General features: G+C 33.8%; 19 protein-coding genes. 5 read left to right on the forward strand and 14 right to left on the reverse strand.

What is annotated here, in order from left to right; genetic code table 11:
* The first annotated feature begins 43 nt into the window (after window positions 1-43).
* Complete coding sequence (locus QLQ94_RS02260) at window positions 44-790, forward strand: MlaE family ABC transporter permease (RefSeq protein WP_089478327.1); 747 nt, start codon at window positions 44-46, stop codon at window positions 788-790.
* Window positions 790-1,551, forward strand: coding sequence for an ABC transporter ATP-binding protein (locus QLQ94_RS02265; RefSeq protein WP_271334559.1), 762 nt, complete (start codon window positions 790-792; stop codon window positions 1,549-1,551). Before QLQ94_RS02260 ends, QLQ94_RS02265 begins: the two co-directional genes overlap by 1 nt.
* Before the next feature lie 110 nt (window positions 1,552-1,661).
* Here QLQ94_RS02265 and QLQ94_RS02270 read toward each other — a convergent pair whose 3' ends face one another.
* From QLQ94_RS02270 to QLQ94_RS02325, 12 genes are all read right to left on the reverse strand, one after another.
* Window positions 1,662-2,264, reverse strand: coding sequence for a SprT-like domain-containing protein (locus tag QLQ94_RS02270; protein ID WP_271334558.1), 603 nt, complete (start codon window positions 2,262-2,264; stop codon window positions 1,662-1,664).
* Window positions 2,265-2,355: 91 nt separating this feature from the next.
* Window positions 2,356-3,033 carry an SDR family NAD(P)-dependent oxidoreductase gene (locus tag QLQ94_RS02275; protein ID WP_482499097.1) on the reverse strand — a complete coding sequence of 226 codons (678 nt, stop codon included), beginning with the start codon at window positions 3,031-3,033 and terminating at the stop codon, window positions 2,356-2,358.
* Window positions 3,034-3,068: 35 nt separating this feature from the next.
* Window positions 3,069-4,046: a M20/M25/M40 family metallo-hydrolase gene (locus tag QLQ94_RS02280; protein WP_271334556.1), complete on the reverse strand. Its 978-nt coding sequence runs from the start codon at window positions 4,044-4,046 to the stop codon at window positions 3,069-3,071.
* A gap of 28 nt (window positions 4,047-4,074) precedes the next feature.
* Complete coding sequence (locus QLQ94_RS02285) at window positions 4,075-4,731, reverse strand: hypothetical protein (RefSeq protein ID WP_271334555.1); 657 nt, start codon at window positions 4,729-4,731, stop codon at window positions 4,075-4,077.
* 2 nt (window positions 4,732-4,733) lie between these two features.
* Window positions 4,734-5,768: a D-alanine--D-alanine ligase gene (locus QLQ94_RS02290; RefSeq protein ID WP_482499100.1), complete on the reverse strand. Its 1,035-nt coding sequence runs from the start codon at window positions 5,766-5,768 to the stop codon at window positions 4,734-4,736.
* 11 nt (window positions 5,769-5,779) lie between these two features.
* Window positions 5,780-6,490, reverse strand: a complete 711-nt coding sequence (locus tag QLQ94_RS02295) for an NRDE family protein (RefSeq protein WP_271334553.1) — start codon at window positions 6,488-6,490, stop codon at window positions 5,780-5,782.
* A complete protein-coding gene (locus QLQ94_RS02300; protein WP_271334552.1) occupies window positions 6,478-6,966 on the reverse strand; it encodes a DinB family protein in 489 nt (162 codons plus the stop codon). Before QLQ94_RS02300 ends, QLQ94_RS02295 begins: the two co-directional genes overlap by 13 nt.
* A gap of 2 nt (window positions 6,967-6,968) precedes the next feature.
* Window positions 6,969-7,355: a DoxX family protein gene (locus tag QLQ94_RS02305; protein ID WP_271334551.1), complete on the reverse strand. Its 387-nt coding sequence runs from the start codon at window positions 7,353-7,355 to the stop codon at window positions 6,969-6,971.
* Between the two features lie 7 nt (window positions 7,356-7,362).
* Window positions 7,363-7,821: a YHS domain-containing (seleno)protein gene (locus QLQ94_RS02310; RefSeq protein WP_482499102.1), complete on the reverse strand. Its 459-nt coding sequence runs from the start codon at window positions 7,819-7,821 to the stop codon at window positions 7,363-7,365.
* Between the two features lie 6 nt (window positions 7,822-7,827).
* A complete protein-coding gene (locus tag QLQ94_RS02315; RefSeq protein WP_482499104.1) occupies window positions 7,828-8,424 on the reverse strand; it encodes a peroxiredoxin-like family protein in 597 nt (198 codons plus the stop codon).
* 90 nt (window positions 8,425-8,514) lie between these two features.
* The gene (locus QLQ94_RS02320; RefSeq protein ID WP_482499105.1) at window positions 8,515-9,192 is read right to left on the reverse strand and encodes a Crp/Fnr family transcriptional regulator; all 678 of its coding nucleotides are present in this window, start codon (window positions 9,190-9,192) and stop codon (window positions 8,515-8,517) included.
* 107 nt (window positions 9,193-9,299) lie between these two features.
* Window positions 9,300-10,442 carry an acyl-CoA dehydrogenase gene (locus QLQ94_RS02325; protein WP_271334547.1) on the reverse strand — a complete coding sequence of 381 codons (1,143 nt, stop codon included), beginning with the start codon at window positions 10,440-10,442 and terminating at the stop codon, window positions 9,300-9,302.
* Window positions 10,443-10,928: 486 nt separating this feature from the next.
* On the opposite strand from QLQ94_RS02325, the gene QLQ94_RS02330 reads away from it, so the two are divergent.
* From QLQ94_RS02330 to QLQ94_RS02340, 3 genes are all read left to right on the forward strand, one after another.
* Window positions 10,929-11,504, forward strand: a complete 576-nt coding sequence (locus QLQ94_RS02330) for a chalcone isomerase family protein (RefSeq protein WP_271334546.1) — start codon at window positions 10,929-10,931, stop codon at window positions 11,502-11,504.
* A 144-nt stretch (window positions 11,505-11,648) separates the two neighbouring features.
* Window positions 11,649-12,875, forward strand: coding sequence for a Glu/Leu/Phe/Val dehydrogenase dimerization domain-containing protein (locus tag QLQ94_RS02335; RefSeq protein ID WP_271334545.1), 1,227 nt, complete (start codon window positions 11,649-11,651; stop codon window positions 12,873-12,875).
* 306 nt (window positions 12,876-13,181) lie between these two features.
* Window positions 13,182-14,084 carry an energy transducer TonB gene (locus QLQ94_RS02340; RefSeq protein ID WP_271334544.1) on the forward strand — a complete coding sequence of 301 codons (903 nt, stop codon included), beginning with the start codon at window positions 13,182-13,184 and terminating at the stop codon, window positions 14,082-14,084.
* A gap of 514 nt (window positions 14,085-14,598) precedes the next feature.
* On the opposite strand, the gene QLQ94_RS02345 is transcribed toward QLQ94_RS02340, so the two are convergent.
* Together QLQ94_RS02345 and QLQ94_RS02350 are read right to left on the reverse strand one after the other, a co-directional pair.
* Complete coding sequence (locus QLQ94_RS02345) at window positions 14,599-14,994, reverse strand: ExbD/TolR family protein (protein ID WP_026983008.1); 396 nt, start codon at window positions 14,992-14,994, stop codon at window positions 14,599-14,601.
* A gap of 3 nt (window positions 14,995-14,997) precedes the next feature.
* On the reverse strand, window positions 14,998-15,693 hold the full coding sequence (locus QLQ94_RS02350; protein WP_271338722.1) for a MotA/TolQ/ExbB proton channel family protein: 696 nt from the start codon (window positions 15,691-15,693) through the stop codon (window positions 14,998-15,000).
* Between the last annotated feature and the right edge of the window lie 73 nt (window positions 15,694-15,766).

Genomic DNA, 15,766 nt, shown 5'->3' on the forward strand with positions numbered 1-15,766 from the left:
AAACTCATAACTTCTTTTTAACTTAGCCAATATTTCAAAACTTATGATGCTAATTCGTTATATATCTCAAATAGGAAGATATTTTTTAATGCTGAAAGAAATTTTTAACAAACAGACCAAATGGCCTGTTATGAAAAAATTGATTTTCAAAGAAATAGATGATTTAATAATCGACTCTCTTGGTATTGTTTGCTTTATCTCCTTTTTTATTGGAGGAGTTGTGGCCATTCAAACTGCACTAAATCTAACTAATCCTTTAATTCCAAAATATTTAATTGGTTTTGCTACACGTCAATCTGTAATTCTGGAGTTTGCCCCTACTTTTATTTCGGTGATTATGGCCGGGAAAATGGGATCTTACATTACTTCCAGTATTGGTACAATGCGTGTTACAGAACAAATTGATGCTCTTGAAGTTATGGGTGTTAATTCATTAAACTATCTTGTTTTTCCAAAAATAGTAGCCCTTTTAATGTATCCTTTTGTAATTGGAATTAGTATGTTCCTGGGTATTTTTGGCGGATGGCTTGCTTGTGCATATGGAGGATTTTCGACTAGTGAAGATTTTATTCAGGGTGCTCAAATGGAATTTATTCCTTTTCACATTACATATGCGTTCATTAAGACTTTAATTTTTGCAATGTTATTAGCTACAATTCCATCTTTTCACGGATATTACATGAAAGGTGGCGCATTAGAAGTGGGTAAAGCAAGTACGGTATCCTTTGTATGGACATCTGTTTGTATTATTCTTTTTAATTATATATTAACTCAATTATTATTAGGATAATGATCGAAGTAAAAAACATAGAAAAATCATTTGGTGACAGTAAAGTTTTAAAAGGCGTTTCGACGGTTTTTGAAACTGGAAAAACCAACTTGATTATTGGACAAAGTGGATCAGGAAAAACGGTTTTATTAAAAACGTTATTAGGGATTCACACCCCTGATTCAGGAACAATTGAATTTGACGGAAGAGTGTATTCTGAATTAAATCCGGACGAAAAAAGAGAATTAAGAACTGAAATTGGAATGGTTTTTCAGGGAAGTGCTTTATTTGATTCGATGACTGTTGAAGAAAATGTAGCGTTCCCATTAAAAATGTTCACTAACGACAACAATGCTAAGATTAAAGAACGTGTTGATTTCGTCTTAGAAAGAGTAAATCTTGTTGATGCTCATAAAAAACTACCTTCTGAAATCTCCGGAGGTATGCAAAAACGTGTGGCGATTGCCCGTGCGATTGTAAATAATCCAAAATATTTGTTTTGCGATGAACCTAACTCAGGTTTAGACCCGAACACCTCAACTTTGATTGATAACTTGATTAAGGAAATTACAGAAGAATACAATATCACAACCGTAATCAATACGCACGATATGAACTCGGTAATGGAAATTGGCGAGAATATTGTTTTCTTAAAAAAAGGAGTAAAAGCGTGGCAGGGAACTAAAGAAGAAATTTTTAGAACAGACAATAAAGATATTGTGAAGTTTGTTTACTCTTCGAACCTGTTTAAAAAAGTAAGAGAAGCTTATTTAAAAGGTTAAAACCTTTTTTAAATTCCAAAACTGGATAAAACTCAATAAAAAAATTCCAAATTCCAAAGCTGATGAGCAATTGGAATTTGGAATTTTTTTATTGGAATTTTTATTATTTTTTAATTCGAATTAATCAATTCCACTTCAGCATTAGGATTAAAAAGATAAGTTCTTCCAGAGCTTATTTCGATACATTCGAATCGTTTGGTTCTAACAGCTAATTTCTTGAATACTTTTCCGTTTTTAATTCTGAATACGCTTCCGTAAGGAATTTCAAAAACATAGTTTTTATCGTTTTTCGCATCGTATTGCTTTAAAGCCAAAGACAAAGTAGTATCGGTATCACTACTCGCAGACGGGCTCTTAAAATGCCTCGCTAACAAGGGTAATAATTGCCCGGGGAAAATCTCCGGACGAATATAAGGAACCATCGTGCGCTGAAAAGTAAGTTTCCACTCAATTCCGTGTGGCTTTATATTACGTCCATATTTTTCAAAAGCCACTAAATGTGAAATCTCATGAATCAGCGTAATCAAAAAACGATATTTATTTAAACTGGCGTTCACCGTGATTTCATGTTTACCACTCGGCCCTCTCCTATAATCTCCATGACGCGTTTGGCGTTCATTGACGATTTTAAGATGAACCTGATTGTCAACAATCAATTCAAAGACAGGCTTTACGGCATGTTCCGGTATATATCTGGCTAAAGTTTCGATCAATTTCTTTTACGTTAAAAGTTATATGTTAGATGTCAAAAGTTTTAAAATTGGAATTTGGAATTTGGAATTTATTTTTTGAAATTTAAAAAATCTAAGGATTTGTTGACGAAACTTCCAACACCTTCCCATTAAAGTATTTATTTCCGTTAAGCGTAAAATCATAAATATAATTAGCCATTCCTTCAGCAGAAATAGGTGCCTGATAACCCGGGAAAGCTTCTTGTAACATTTCTGTTTGGACTGAGCCAAGGGCTAAAACATTAAACGAAATTCCTTGCTCCTTGTATTCTTCAGCTAATAACTCGGTTAACGTAATTACAGCACCTTTACTTGAACTATAAGCTGCCAATCCTGCAAATTTAAGACTTCCTCTTACGCCTCCAATTGAACTGATCGTTACCACATGACTTCCTTTTTGAAGATAGGGCAAACAAATTCTCGTAAGATTTGCTACAGCAAAAACATTCACTTTATAAATACTTTCAAAATCAGCCTGAGTGGTTTCGGCAAAAGGTTTTAATAATAAAGCACCGGCATTATGCACTACAGCATCCACTTTTTTCCAGGTTGAAGATAAAAAATTATCGACTTCCGTCAAAGCAGCTTCATCTGATAAATCAACCGAAAGGCAAGTGACGTTTGGATGCTCTAAAAGAGTTTGAGGTATTTTTCTGGAAATGGCTAAAACCTGATTTCCGGCATTAGCAAATTGCAAAGCCAATTCGTAACCAATTCCCCTACTGGTTCCCGTAACAATAATATTTTTCATAAAGCAAAAATAAGCAAATCAAATAAAATGATAAATTATTTATTCATTGTAATTTCTTGTGTTGGCGAAACAGCAATTTTTGTTACAGCCGGTAAAAATTCCTGAATAAAAGAAGTCATATGCGGAATGTCCATCAGTTTAAATTCATCCGAAACATGATGATAAAAATCAAAATTCTCAAAATCAAAAGTACTTACAGATTGGCATGGTTTTCCAAAAACTTCAAAAAACGGATAATTATCAGATCTGAAAAATAGTTGATATTCTGCTTCTTTTGGCAAGAACCCAATAGTCTTTTTACCTGTATATTCATTTATTTTTTCAGCCATATTCGATTTGTCAAAACCTGTAATATAGGCAAGATAATCACGTTTCATTGGCACACCAATCATTTCGATATTTAACTGTGTATATAAATTGAAATTTTGTTTTTTTAGTTTTTGCACCAAACTTTTAGATCCTAAAAGACCTTTTTCTTCTCCGGCAAAAAACACAAAAAGAATACTTCTTTTATTTGCTTTAGTCTCACTAAAATATTTTGCTATTTGCGCAACAGCCGTAACTCCGGATGCATCATCATTTGCGCCATTATTAATAATATCAGCCTGCTGTTTTTTCTCCACACCAATATGATCGTAATGCGCACTTAAAACCACAAATTCTTTTTTCAGCACAGGATCAGTTCCCTCTAAAACTCCAACAATATTATATGCCGGCGATTTAAAATTAGTCAACGTATCGCGATACGAAGTAAAATATGGCTTCACTTTGTTATTTTTAAAGAAATCCTCCAAAAACACCGCTGCTTTTTCAATTCCTTTCGTTCCGGTTTCACGCCCTTCTAATTCATCTGAAGAAAGATACTTCAAGAAATCCGAAACCTCCGTTTCATTTACTTTATAGGTGATTTCGAGTGGTTTTGAAATTGCTTTTGAATCTTTTTCAGTAACTGCTAACGGATTCGATTTACAAGCTAACAAAACAAAAGGAAGTAGAAAGAGAATTTTTTTCATAAATGAAATTTTAGTCCAACTTCAGATCTTAAATGGCTAAAGCTGATGGTTTAAAATACTTTTTATATACTTTAAATACCTGAAAACTTCCTAAAATAATAAAAACTAACGGAATAAAAACAGGCATTAAATACTTTGAAAAATGATTTGTTTTTTGAAAAAGAGTCTGCAAAAGAACAATCAGACTGAACATCCCTAAAAAAACACCTATCAAAGTTCCTGCAATATAATAATATTTTAACTTTCTTTCTATTGCAATATACTTTCCGTTAAGTAAATATAGATTCCAACTGGTCCAGAAAGGGAGTTGCAAAAAATTAAAACAATTTAAAACCACACCAATTACAAATGGCGAATACATGAAATACTCTTGTAAATAATTATTTGATTTTGTGGTTTGCCTGAAATTAAAATAAAAAAAGAGTGCCAAACCAAACATAAAAACAATGGAAAAAAAATCAATTATCTTCATTAATCGCTTACTTTGTATCAGCCGTTTAGCAAAAATCAAAGTGAAATAAATGACAAAGGTTTCAACAAAAACAACTCCAAATAAAAAGAAGATTAAATTATGAAGCCCTGATTTTGTATAGATTTCCAAACCTACTAAGTTTAAATATCCTAGAGGAATTGATCCCAGAAAGCTTACCAGAAATCCCACAGAGATATTTTTTATTCTTTTCATTTTTAAAAATTGATGATTTTACTATTTTGAACCAAATGCAATCTGTATTCACGCATTCCAACTTTATAATTTAAATACGGAACGCCCATTTTATGATTTTGCACACTAATTTCATACATATAAGTAATGTGTCGTGCCAACTCTTTCCAGGCAAACCAAACAGAATGTTTAGGATCATAAATATGTGTGGGTTCGCTTGCCGCTCCGTTAAGTTCTACGATTTGAAAATTTTCTCCACGTTCTAATTCTTCAAAAGAATTGTACATGATATCAAAACGCCCAAAGTAAAATTCAGGAATTTGAGTTGCGATTTCATTAATCATTGCAGTTAGTTTTGGCGTTATCAAATCACTGCCATCCAGAAATTTTGCACCGCGGGCATGATTCCCAAACGGAACTAAATTAACCACTTCGCCTTTTCTTAAGATCTGATACAATTGGTCTCCGTATTCTTCTTTTAAGGATTCAAGCTGAAACTGAAATCGGGGAGTTTTATAGATTAAATCTTCAATAGTGGAGATTCCGTCACCAATAACATTTAGAAATTCTTTAGAAACAATTCCTGTAATTTTTCCTTCTTTCTCAAGCGGATGACGCACATAAAAAACACCAACTTCTTTTTTAAACGGTATTAAATCTTGTATCAAAAAATCAAAGTTTGCTTTTTTAGCATACTCTTTTAATTCAGAAACAGTTTTAATCTTTTTCACGCCAGAACCACGCAAACCAATATCCGGCTTTGCGATTAAGGGAAAATAAATATTATTTTCGATTATACTATTTACTATCTTTTTTAAACCTGTATTCTCTTTAATCAAAATAGTTTTGGGATAATGTTTTTTAGGAAGCAAATCATAAATCTGCTTTTTACTTTCCATAAGAAATCCTCCGTTTTTAATTTTTGGATTAGATGCATTAAAGAAAAAAACAGATCTCGCTTTGCAGGCATAATACGCCCAAAGAAAATAAATAGGAACATACAAAACCTGAAACGGCCAATACTCCCAATTGGTGATTTTATGAAAAAGTAGTTTCATCTTAATTTTATTTAAATACTAATAAAAGAGGTCGAAAAATCTTGCGCCTTTACCAAATCATAATACTGCATTGTTCCTTTATTTTGTTCAATTATAACCTGTGTGACACTTAACGTTTTTAATGTATTTTCGCGATTAATAACCAAACCGTTTTCAGTATCTTCCTGTTTGGTGTTCTGATGAAAACTCAACATTTCTAAAGCTGAAACTTCATTTCGATCCTGCAAAAAATCAACAAACCAGGAAGCCCTTTCTTTTCGAACTTTTTCTGAATATAAAGTAACTGATGACCAAATATGGTTTTTACTTTCATCTAATTGTGTTGTTCTTTTTTCGGAACCATCCCAAATCAATTCATACAATTTTAATTTTTGATACAAAACCAATGTAAAAGGCTCAATGTTATCTAAATTAATCTGTTGCCAAAAATCTTTTGGCGAAGGATCCGAAATAATGTCTAAAGCAATTAACCCACGACTTTTTCGATAAGAAAACTGCGGATTGTGCTTTACAATTCCACCATTCAAAAGAACCAGAGCATTTCCAAACTCGTCTATCGCAAACCAGGTTCCTCCTGCTTTTGGATCTTTGGGATAGGTAATATTTTTACCGTTTAGATAATAATTTCTTGGTGCAATTGCCGCCGGACGAATTACTTTTTCATCCCGGTTTGAAGTCATAATTACAACTCCGTTAGTATTGATATAACTTACTGTACACATTGTTTTCTATATTCTATTGTAGAGCGCGCTACGCCAAAATTCTCATTAATCGAAATATTGCCAAATTGCAAAACGGCCACTTTTATCAAAGCCTGATGATGAATGCAATGCTCCAGATTATACAATAATTCTCTATAGTAACTACTTTGAATCCTGATGGCAAGTCCGTCTATTATTTGTTCTAAATAAATAGTTTTGTTTTCGCTTTTTAATCCCGTTTTTACTTGAATTATGCATTGTTTTGCAAACTCGGTTTCTGTTTGAATTTGTATGTTTCTTTCTCGATTATCATAATTTAAAATACCATTTTCATAACCGTTTTCAAGACATTGAAACATTTCAAGAATATGTCTTGTGTGCTCTCCAATCGTTGCACCGCTTAAAGCTTCGCAAGATTTCGAATACTCTTTATCAGACAACTGATCCAGAAGATAAATTAATTCATCTAAACTGTAACGTATTGATTTTAGTAACATGGCTATTTGAATTTTAGAAGATTAAATAATTTATTTTTATTGAAGTAAAGCAATCCTAAGCAGCATGATAAGGTAATAACCGCCAGGGAGAATAAAAGTCCTCCGTCATTTTTGACCTGTATTCCTAACACAAACAAATGCGATAAAATAGCTCCGGTCATTATTCCGGATCCGCCCAAAGCACCGATCCAGGTTGTTCTGGGAATCAAAATTAAAATCGCCGCAATAAGCTCGGCTATTCCGGAACCAATTCTTCCGTAAGGTTCTATCCCGAGAGTCGAAAAAATATAAATACTTTCCGGTGCTCCGCTGAATTTAAAAAATAGTGTTTGCAATAAAATTGCTGCAGCTGTGATTCTTAAAACCCATGCTATTTTTTCAGTTTTCATGGCACCTTTATTTATATGTTTTTTTCCAGTTATTATCTGCTTTAGACTTCAAATTGGTTTCGTCTTTATTCCAGCTTTTTAGCGTGTTATTGAAATAAGCATTGTAAAACAGATAAAGTTTACCGTCGATAATCTTGAAAGTCTCCGGATTTATCTCGACTTTTTCTCCTGCACTTCCCATTGCATAAGCGCACCATCCTCCGTATTGAGGTTCATATTTTGAAGGATTTTTTAAGAATGTCTCTTTATTTTGGCTTGATGAAAATTTATAAACCACGCCTTGATAAGATGTAGATAATTCTTTTTTTCCTTTAATTGCTTTTCCTTTGTTAAAATACCCAACCGGGTCATAACCCTGAATTGCAACTTTATTTTCCAGATTGTATTGATCAAGTCGTTTTGCATCGTTCTGGGCAAATGAAATAGCTGAAATCAAAATCAATACAAATAATACTAGCTTTTTCATCTTATTTTATTTGAAGGTTTTTAATACAGAAACAAGTAATTCGTTTGTAATACGATGCTTAAAATCAGGAGAAATATATTCGAATAAAATCTCACTTTCAGGGTTTACTACAAAAACTGAAGGAACAGGTAACAAACTCGTATTGACTCCATTAGAATGTACGTTAATTACGGATTTATAGTTTTCAGGGGCTTCAAAAGCAATACCTAAAGCTTTTATTAATTCTCCTTTTGAGTCAGAAAGCAAGGTATAGTTTACCTTATCCTTTTCTCCTGTAATTTTTAAGTTCTCGGGAGCATCAGGACTTATGGCAATAATTTGATATCCCAGATCAAGGATTTCTTTTTCGGCTTCGGCCAAAGCTTGCAAATGGGCATTACAATACGGACACCAGCCACCACGATAAAAAACAAGAACTGTCTTTTTCTTTTTAAGTAAATCTGAAATATTTACAGCTGTGTTTTCAGATGATTTTAAAGTAAGGCTTGGAATCTTCTCTCCTATCAATAAAGGAGCCATATCAGTCGCAGATTTAGCAATCGCGTTCTGAGAATTAGCAACGGAAGTTATTGCTGCTAAAACAATAAAAAGTAATTTTTTCATAATTTAATATTTTACATCTTTTTGATGATGTAAAATTATTGCACTATGAAAAAGCAAAATGTCGGCTAAGTTACACTTAGCTCAAAATAATTAAATTTTGGTAATATCCGGAATCATGATTTCTTTTCTGTTATAACTTAAAAGATTTTTAGTTTCCATTTCATTCAACATTTGCGTAGCGGTTTGTCTTGAGGTGCAAATAATTTGAGCAATATCATTTTGGGTCAAATAGTTTTCTATGGTAACTGCATTTCCATCTCGAACACCTTCTTGCTCTGCCCAATCTTTTAGAAATTGATAGAGTCTGGTTTTGGCATCTTTAGAGATTAAGTTAGCATAACTGTTTTTGATGCGTTTCATTTTTAAACCCACAAACTTGGTATACGAAAGCGCCAAAGTTGGGTTTCTAAGCAATAAATCTTCAAAATCAGACATTAGAAAACTACAGATTGCAACATCATCTGAAAGTACTTTTGCGTACTCTTCATTTTTATTGTCAGATTCTAAAGTTAGTTCGCCAAACAAATCTCCCTTCTGGATAATATCTTTTATGGTTTCGTTTCCATCATCATCAATTGCAACAATCTTGATATTGCCTTTTTTAAGTAAAAATATACGAGGCACATCTGAAGTAGAGAAATAAATAATCTCACCTTTCGAAGCTTTTTTAAAACCTGTAATAATGCACAATTGTTTGATCTGAGAATAACTCAAAGTTCTGAACAATTTATGATCCCGCAAGTACCAGTATTTTAAATCTTCGTACATAAAGTAAATTTTCTATATGTAAATGTAGCAATTTTAGCCTCTAAACAATAAACCCTTTCAAAGCTAAAGGCCTGAAAGGGTTTAAAAAATATATTTTGTAAGGAAATTTATCCTGCAATAACTGATCTGGAAATTACTATTTTCTGAATTTCAGAAGTTCCTTCGTAGATCTGAGTAATTTTTGCATCACGCATAAAACGTTCTACATGATATTCTTTTACATAACCATTTCCTCCATGAATCTGAACCGCTTCAATAGAGGTGTCCATTGCTACTTGTGAAGCAAACAATTTTGCCATTGCACCACTTACATCATAGTTTTTATGTTGGTCTTTATCCCAGGCCGCTTTCATACACAAATGACGCGCTGCTTCGATATTTACTGCCATATCAGCCAATTTAAAAGCAATCGCCTGATGGTTACAGATTTCAGTTCCAAAAGATTTACGCTCTTTAGAATATTTTAAAGCTAACTCATAAGCTCCGGAAGCAATTCCTAAAGCCTGAGATGCAATCCCGATACGTCCGCCTGCAAGTGTTTTCATTGCAAACTTGAATCCGAAACCATCTTCTCCAATTCTGTTTTCTTTAGGAACCTTTACATCACTAAACATTAAAGAGTGCGTATCAGAACCACGAATTCCCATTTTTTGCTCTTTTGGTCCAATAGCAAAACCCGGCATATCTTTGGTCATGATCAAAGCATTGATTCCTTTATGCTTTAATTCCGGATGCGTTTGAGCAATCACCAAATAAACTGACGCTGTATTTCCGTTGGTAATCCAGTTTTTTGTTCCGTTTACAATATAGTGATCTCCCATGTCTACCGCAGTGGTTTTTTGAGAAGTTGCATCACTACCTGCTTCCGGCTCACTTAAGCAAAATGCTCCGTGAATTTCACCGGAGGCTAAACCCGGTAAATATTTTTGTTTTTGTTCTTCAGTTCCAAATTCCTGTAAACCCCAACAAACTAATGAGTTGTTTACAGACATCACTACAGAAGCAGATGCATCTACTTTAGAAATTTCTTCCATAGCAATTACGTACGAAATCGCATCTAAACCACTACCTCCGTATTTAGGATCAACCATCATTCCCATGAAACCTAATTGTCCCATTTTTTTTACTTGCTCAGTCGGAAAAATTTGTTTTTCGTCACGCTCAATAACACCTGGTAACAATTCGTTTTGAGCAAAATCTCTCGCGGCTTGTTGAATCATTAAATGTTCTTCGGTAAGATTGAAATCCATAGTTATATTATTTAATTATTCCTCTAAACCAAATTTCAGAATATTCCTGTTTAGACGATGGTTGTTTTTGTTTTTTGAATTGTTTTTATTTCCTTGAAAAAGGCTCTCAAAGATAATTTTTAAATGTGAAATTAACAATGCATGCATATAATTTTAAGGGATCAGCAACAATTGCGATATCGTTTTCGTAATTATTATGAAATTTAGCAATAGTGACGATAAGTTTGCAATGTTTTCTGTAAAATTTAAGAATATAAATACAGGTAAAAGTGACTCAAAACTTAAAGTACAGCAGGTCTGTAGCCTAAAAAGAAGTAAATAAATCGCAAAACAGGTAAAACTACGTAAACCAACTCTTACTAAATTGATTGTTAATACAATACGTTCTAAAAAAACAAGGCACAGAGTAAAAAAACATGTTTAATTTGAAAGATAAATTGATAATTTACTATTATTTTTACCTAAAAATTACAAAATTAACAGAACATGAAAAAAATTACACTTTTACTCACTCTACTTTTAAGCTTGCAATTTTCTACTACTTTTGCGCAAACCCAATTGGATGTAAACGGAGTTACAGTTCCAAGAAAAATTGAATTTCAAAACAAAACTTTACAGCTTAACGGAGCCGGAGGAAGATCTAAAATGTGGCTCGAAGTTTATGTGCAGGCATTATATTTATCTCAATTAAGTCAGGATCCGGAATTTATTATTGATAGCGATACCGAAATGGCGATTAGAATTGAAATCACATCATCGATGGTTTCATCAAATAAATTAACCAAAGCAATGAATAGTGGTTTCGAAAAATCAGCAGGAAGCAATCTCCAGGAATTAAGACCCAGAATAGAAGAGTTTAAAACATTTTTGAGCGATCCTATTACAGAAAAAGATGTGTTTATTTTAGGATACAATCCACTTGATCAAACTATCAATGTTTATAAAAATGAAGTTTTAAAAGGAAAAATTCCCGGATTTGATTTCAAAAAAGCATTATTCGGAATCTGGCTTTCCAACAAACCGGTAGATGAAACTTTGAAAAAACATTTACTGGGGATATAAATTCTCAGTCTTAAAAAATATATTTAAAGCCGAAAACGCACTGTTTTCGGCTTTCTTTTTTTGTTTAATAAAAATTGAGCTGAAATACATTATTCGCATTATTCTATTTCATACTTTTACACAAACTAAACATATCTCATTAAAATGAAAGATTTATTACAGCAATTTGAAAATAAACCACCTGAAATTGTTTTTAACTGGAAAGATTCTGAGACAGAAGCTGAAGGTTGGACTGTTATTAATTCACTTCGTGGAGGAGCTGCAGGTGGAGGAACAAGAATGAGAAAAGGCTTGGATATGAATGAAGTTTTATCATTGGCCAAAACTATGGAAGTAAAATTTTCAGTTTCGGGACCTGCAATTGGAGGTGCAAAATCCGGAATTAATTTTGATCCGAATGATCCTCGTAAAAAAGGAGTTTTACAACGTTGGTACAAAGCGGTTTCGCCATTATTAAAAAGTTACTACGGAACTGGTGGGGATTTGAATGTTGATGAAATTCACGAAGTTATTCCAATGACAGAAGAATGTGGTGTATGGCATCCGCAGGAAGGTGTTTTCAACGGACACTTTAAACCAACTGAAGCAGACAAAATCAATAGAATTGGTCAGTTACGCCAAGGTGTTATCAAGGTAATCGAAAACCCTAAATTCTCTCCTGATGTAACCAGAAAATATACTGTTGCCGATATGATTACCGGTTATGGCGTTGCCGAAGCGGTTCGTCATTTTTATGCAACATACGGCGGCGACATCAAAGGTAAAAAAGCTATCGTACAAGGTTTTGGAAACGTAGGTTCTGCAGCTGCTTTTTACTTAGCCGAAATGGGTGCAAAAGTGATCGGGATTATCGATCGTGATGGTGGATTAATCAAGGAAGAAGGTTTTTCTTTTGAAGAAATTAAAACTTTATTCCTTAATAAGGACGGAAACAAATTAGTTGCCGATAACATGATTCCTTTTGAAGAAATCAACTCAAAAATATGGACTATTGGTGCTGAAATTTTCACACCTTGTGCGGCTTCAAGATTGGTACAACAAACTCAAATCGATAGTTTAATCGCAAACGGACTAGAAGTAATTTCTTGTGGTGCGAATGTTCCTTTTGCTGACAAGGAAATTTTCTTTGGTTCGATCATGGAAGAAGTAGATCATAAGGTAAGTTTGATTCCGGATTTTATTTCAAATTGCGGAATGGCAAGGGTTTTTGCTTATTTTATGGAGAAAAAAGTTCAAATGACCGATGAGGCTATTTTTAATGATACGTCAGAAACTATAAAAAATGCGATTGTAAAAGCTCACGCTTTAAATCCATCAAAAACAAATATCAGTGCAACAGCTTTTGAGATTGCATTGAAACAATTAGTATAATTTTCTTTATACTTTTATTCTAAAACGAGCTAAATTATTTGGCTCGTTTTTTTGTTTAACCGCAAAGGAAGCAAGGGTTTACGCAAGGTTCGCAAAGCTTTTTTTTAATCACGAAAAGCCGTGAAGTCGCAAAGAAAAACTTAAAAAAGGAAAACTTTACGACTTCGCGGCTTTGCGACAAATAAATTAGCGCCCCTTGCGTAAACTCTTTGCGGGCTTTGCGGTTAAATTACCTCTTTGTTTCTAAACAATTTTTACTACTTTTAAACGTTTTTATTAAATACTATTACAAAACTCAGAATCAAAATGACTTTTACAGATTCTTCAGATAAAAAGAAATCTTTATTAATATCTACAGCAATATATGCTGTCTTATTATTGCTTTTATTTTTTATCCGTTTTTGGCCTCCATATAATCCGGAAAACAATGCTGCACTTGCTTCTGGCGGTGGCGGTGGTGGCGTAACGGTAAACTTTGGAGACAGCGATTTAGGCTCTGGAGCAAACTATAAAAGCGAAGTTTTGAATGTGAAAAACGAAACTAAACAAGCTCCTGCAAAATCGACTCCGGACGAAGCTATTATAACTCAGGAAAATACAGCAGACGATAATAACGATGTTGTTATTCCGACGAAAGAAAAACCTAAAAAAGCAACACCTGTCGTAAAACCTGAGGCTAAACCTGTTCCTGAAAAGCCTAAAGTTTCGAACTCTACAAACGATGCTTTATCAAGCATCTTAAAAGGATCTAACAAAGGCGGTGATGGAGATGATAAGGCAGCAGGAAATAAAGGAAAAGCAGGCGGAAGTCTAAGCTCGAACGGATATTATGGCACCGGAGGTTCCGGTGGCGGAACTGGTGGCGGAAACGGAACCGGAAATGGCATTGGCACAGGAAGCGGATACGGAGCCGGAAGCGGCGGAGGTTCTGGCGGCGGATCAGGATACTCTCTAGGAACACGAAAAGCATTATCTAAACCTGCACCAAAATATACTTGTGAAGAAGCCGGAAAAGTAGTTGTTGAAGTTACAGTAGATCAAAACGGAAAAACAATCAGCGCAACCCCTGGAATAAAAGGAACGACAAACACTGCAAGATGTTTGCTGGATCAGGCAAAAATTGCGGCCATGAATACCAAATGGGACGCTGATGCTGATGCACCTGCTAAACAAGTTGGTAAGATTATTTATAATTTTAGCCTGGATTAAAAACACAAATTTACTGATTCACACTAATTGTGATAATCATAAAAAAAGGCTTTCTGATGATTTTCAGAAAGCCTTTTTTTTTATGTTTTATTCGTGTAGTTTGTCATTTAAACCGCAGGGAGAAATCGCACTCATCGACAAAGATTGACCTTTTCTTTGCGGAGTTTCTTGTGTGATTTCTCCCTCCGGTCGAAATGACATACTCTATGGCTACTTTTTCTTTAATCCCTTCTCTTTACTCTTTCTTCTATACTCTTTATTCTATACTCTTTCCTCTATACTCTTTCCTCTATACTCTTTCTTCTATACTCTTTCTTCTATACTCTTTCCTCTATACTCTTTCCTCTATACTCTTTCCTCTATACTCTTTATTCTATACTCTTTCTTTTTGCGTGAGGGATAGGAGGAATCCGCCGCGGCGGACCGGATAGCCCGACCGCAATAAAAAAATGAGCGAATCAACGTTATGCTGATTAGCCCATTTTTTTATTGTGGTCACGCCCTAATGATCATTTTACTTGGGACTGGTAGCAATCACAAACTTTAAGTTATTCTTCACTCCTATTTGTAGTACATCAACTAAATCCTGTACCTGCAAATTAAACGGAATTCTAACTACAACGGTTTGCTCTTTGTCTGCTCCTATTTTTGACATTAAACTAGTTTCAAGATTTTCGAAGTCAACTGGTTCTTTGTCGATGTAGAATTTTTTATCTTCGGTAACGGACAAACTGATCAGTTGTTTATTCGTTTTTTCATTTGATTTCGCTTTAGGCAAAGTCATTTTGATAACATTAGGGTTTGCAAGCGTTGAGATAATAAGAAAAAACAACAGCAGGAAAAACATAATATCACTCAAGGATGAAGTTGCCACTTCGGCATGAAATCTTCTTTTTCTCTTAATAGACATACCTTATGATCTTTGAATTATATTGACAAATTCTAATATTTGTTTCTGAATTTTTAAAGCAAAATCATCAATTTTTCCGTTTAGTAAATGGTACGCACTATAAGCGATAATACCTACAATAAGCCCTGATCCTGAACTAATCATTTTTTCGTATAAGCCTCCGGAAATGTTTCCAATACTAATATTCTCTGTAACTGAGATACTGTAAAAAATCTTAATTACCCCGGAAATTGTCCCAATAAAACCCAGAGTTGGCGCAATACCGGCAATAAGACCTAAGTGACCTAAGCGTCGTTCCATTTCACCAATTTCAATATCGGCAGCACGGTCCATATTTGATTCAATCTCAGCAATTGGTCTTCCGATCACTAAAACACCTTCTTTCAGAATATTTGCGGCAGCAGTATTGCTTCTTTCTACAATAGTTCTGGCCAATTCGATATTTCCGTCGTTCAGTTTATCTCCTACATCCTGCATTAATCTTGCATCAATTTTCGAAGCTTTACTAATATATAGATAACGTTCTATAATAACGTAAAAAGTGTAGAATAATAATATAGCGATGGGGATCAGAAAAAAACCTCCTTTTAAGATAAATCCTAAAACCGAGATCTCAGTATTTGGTGCGATTTTTTCGATAACTACGTTAGATGCGGCATTTGCAATTGTATCTGTTTGTAATTGAATAAAACTAAACATATATTAATTCTTGTTTTTAATAATTAATTCTAAAAAATATTTGAAATTTGCAATAAAGATAATTTTCGCTGTA

This window comes from Flavobacterium sp. B114r (assembly GCF_056824125.1).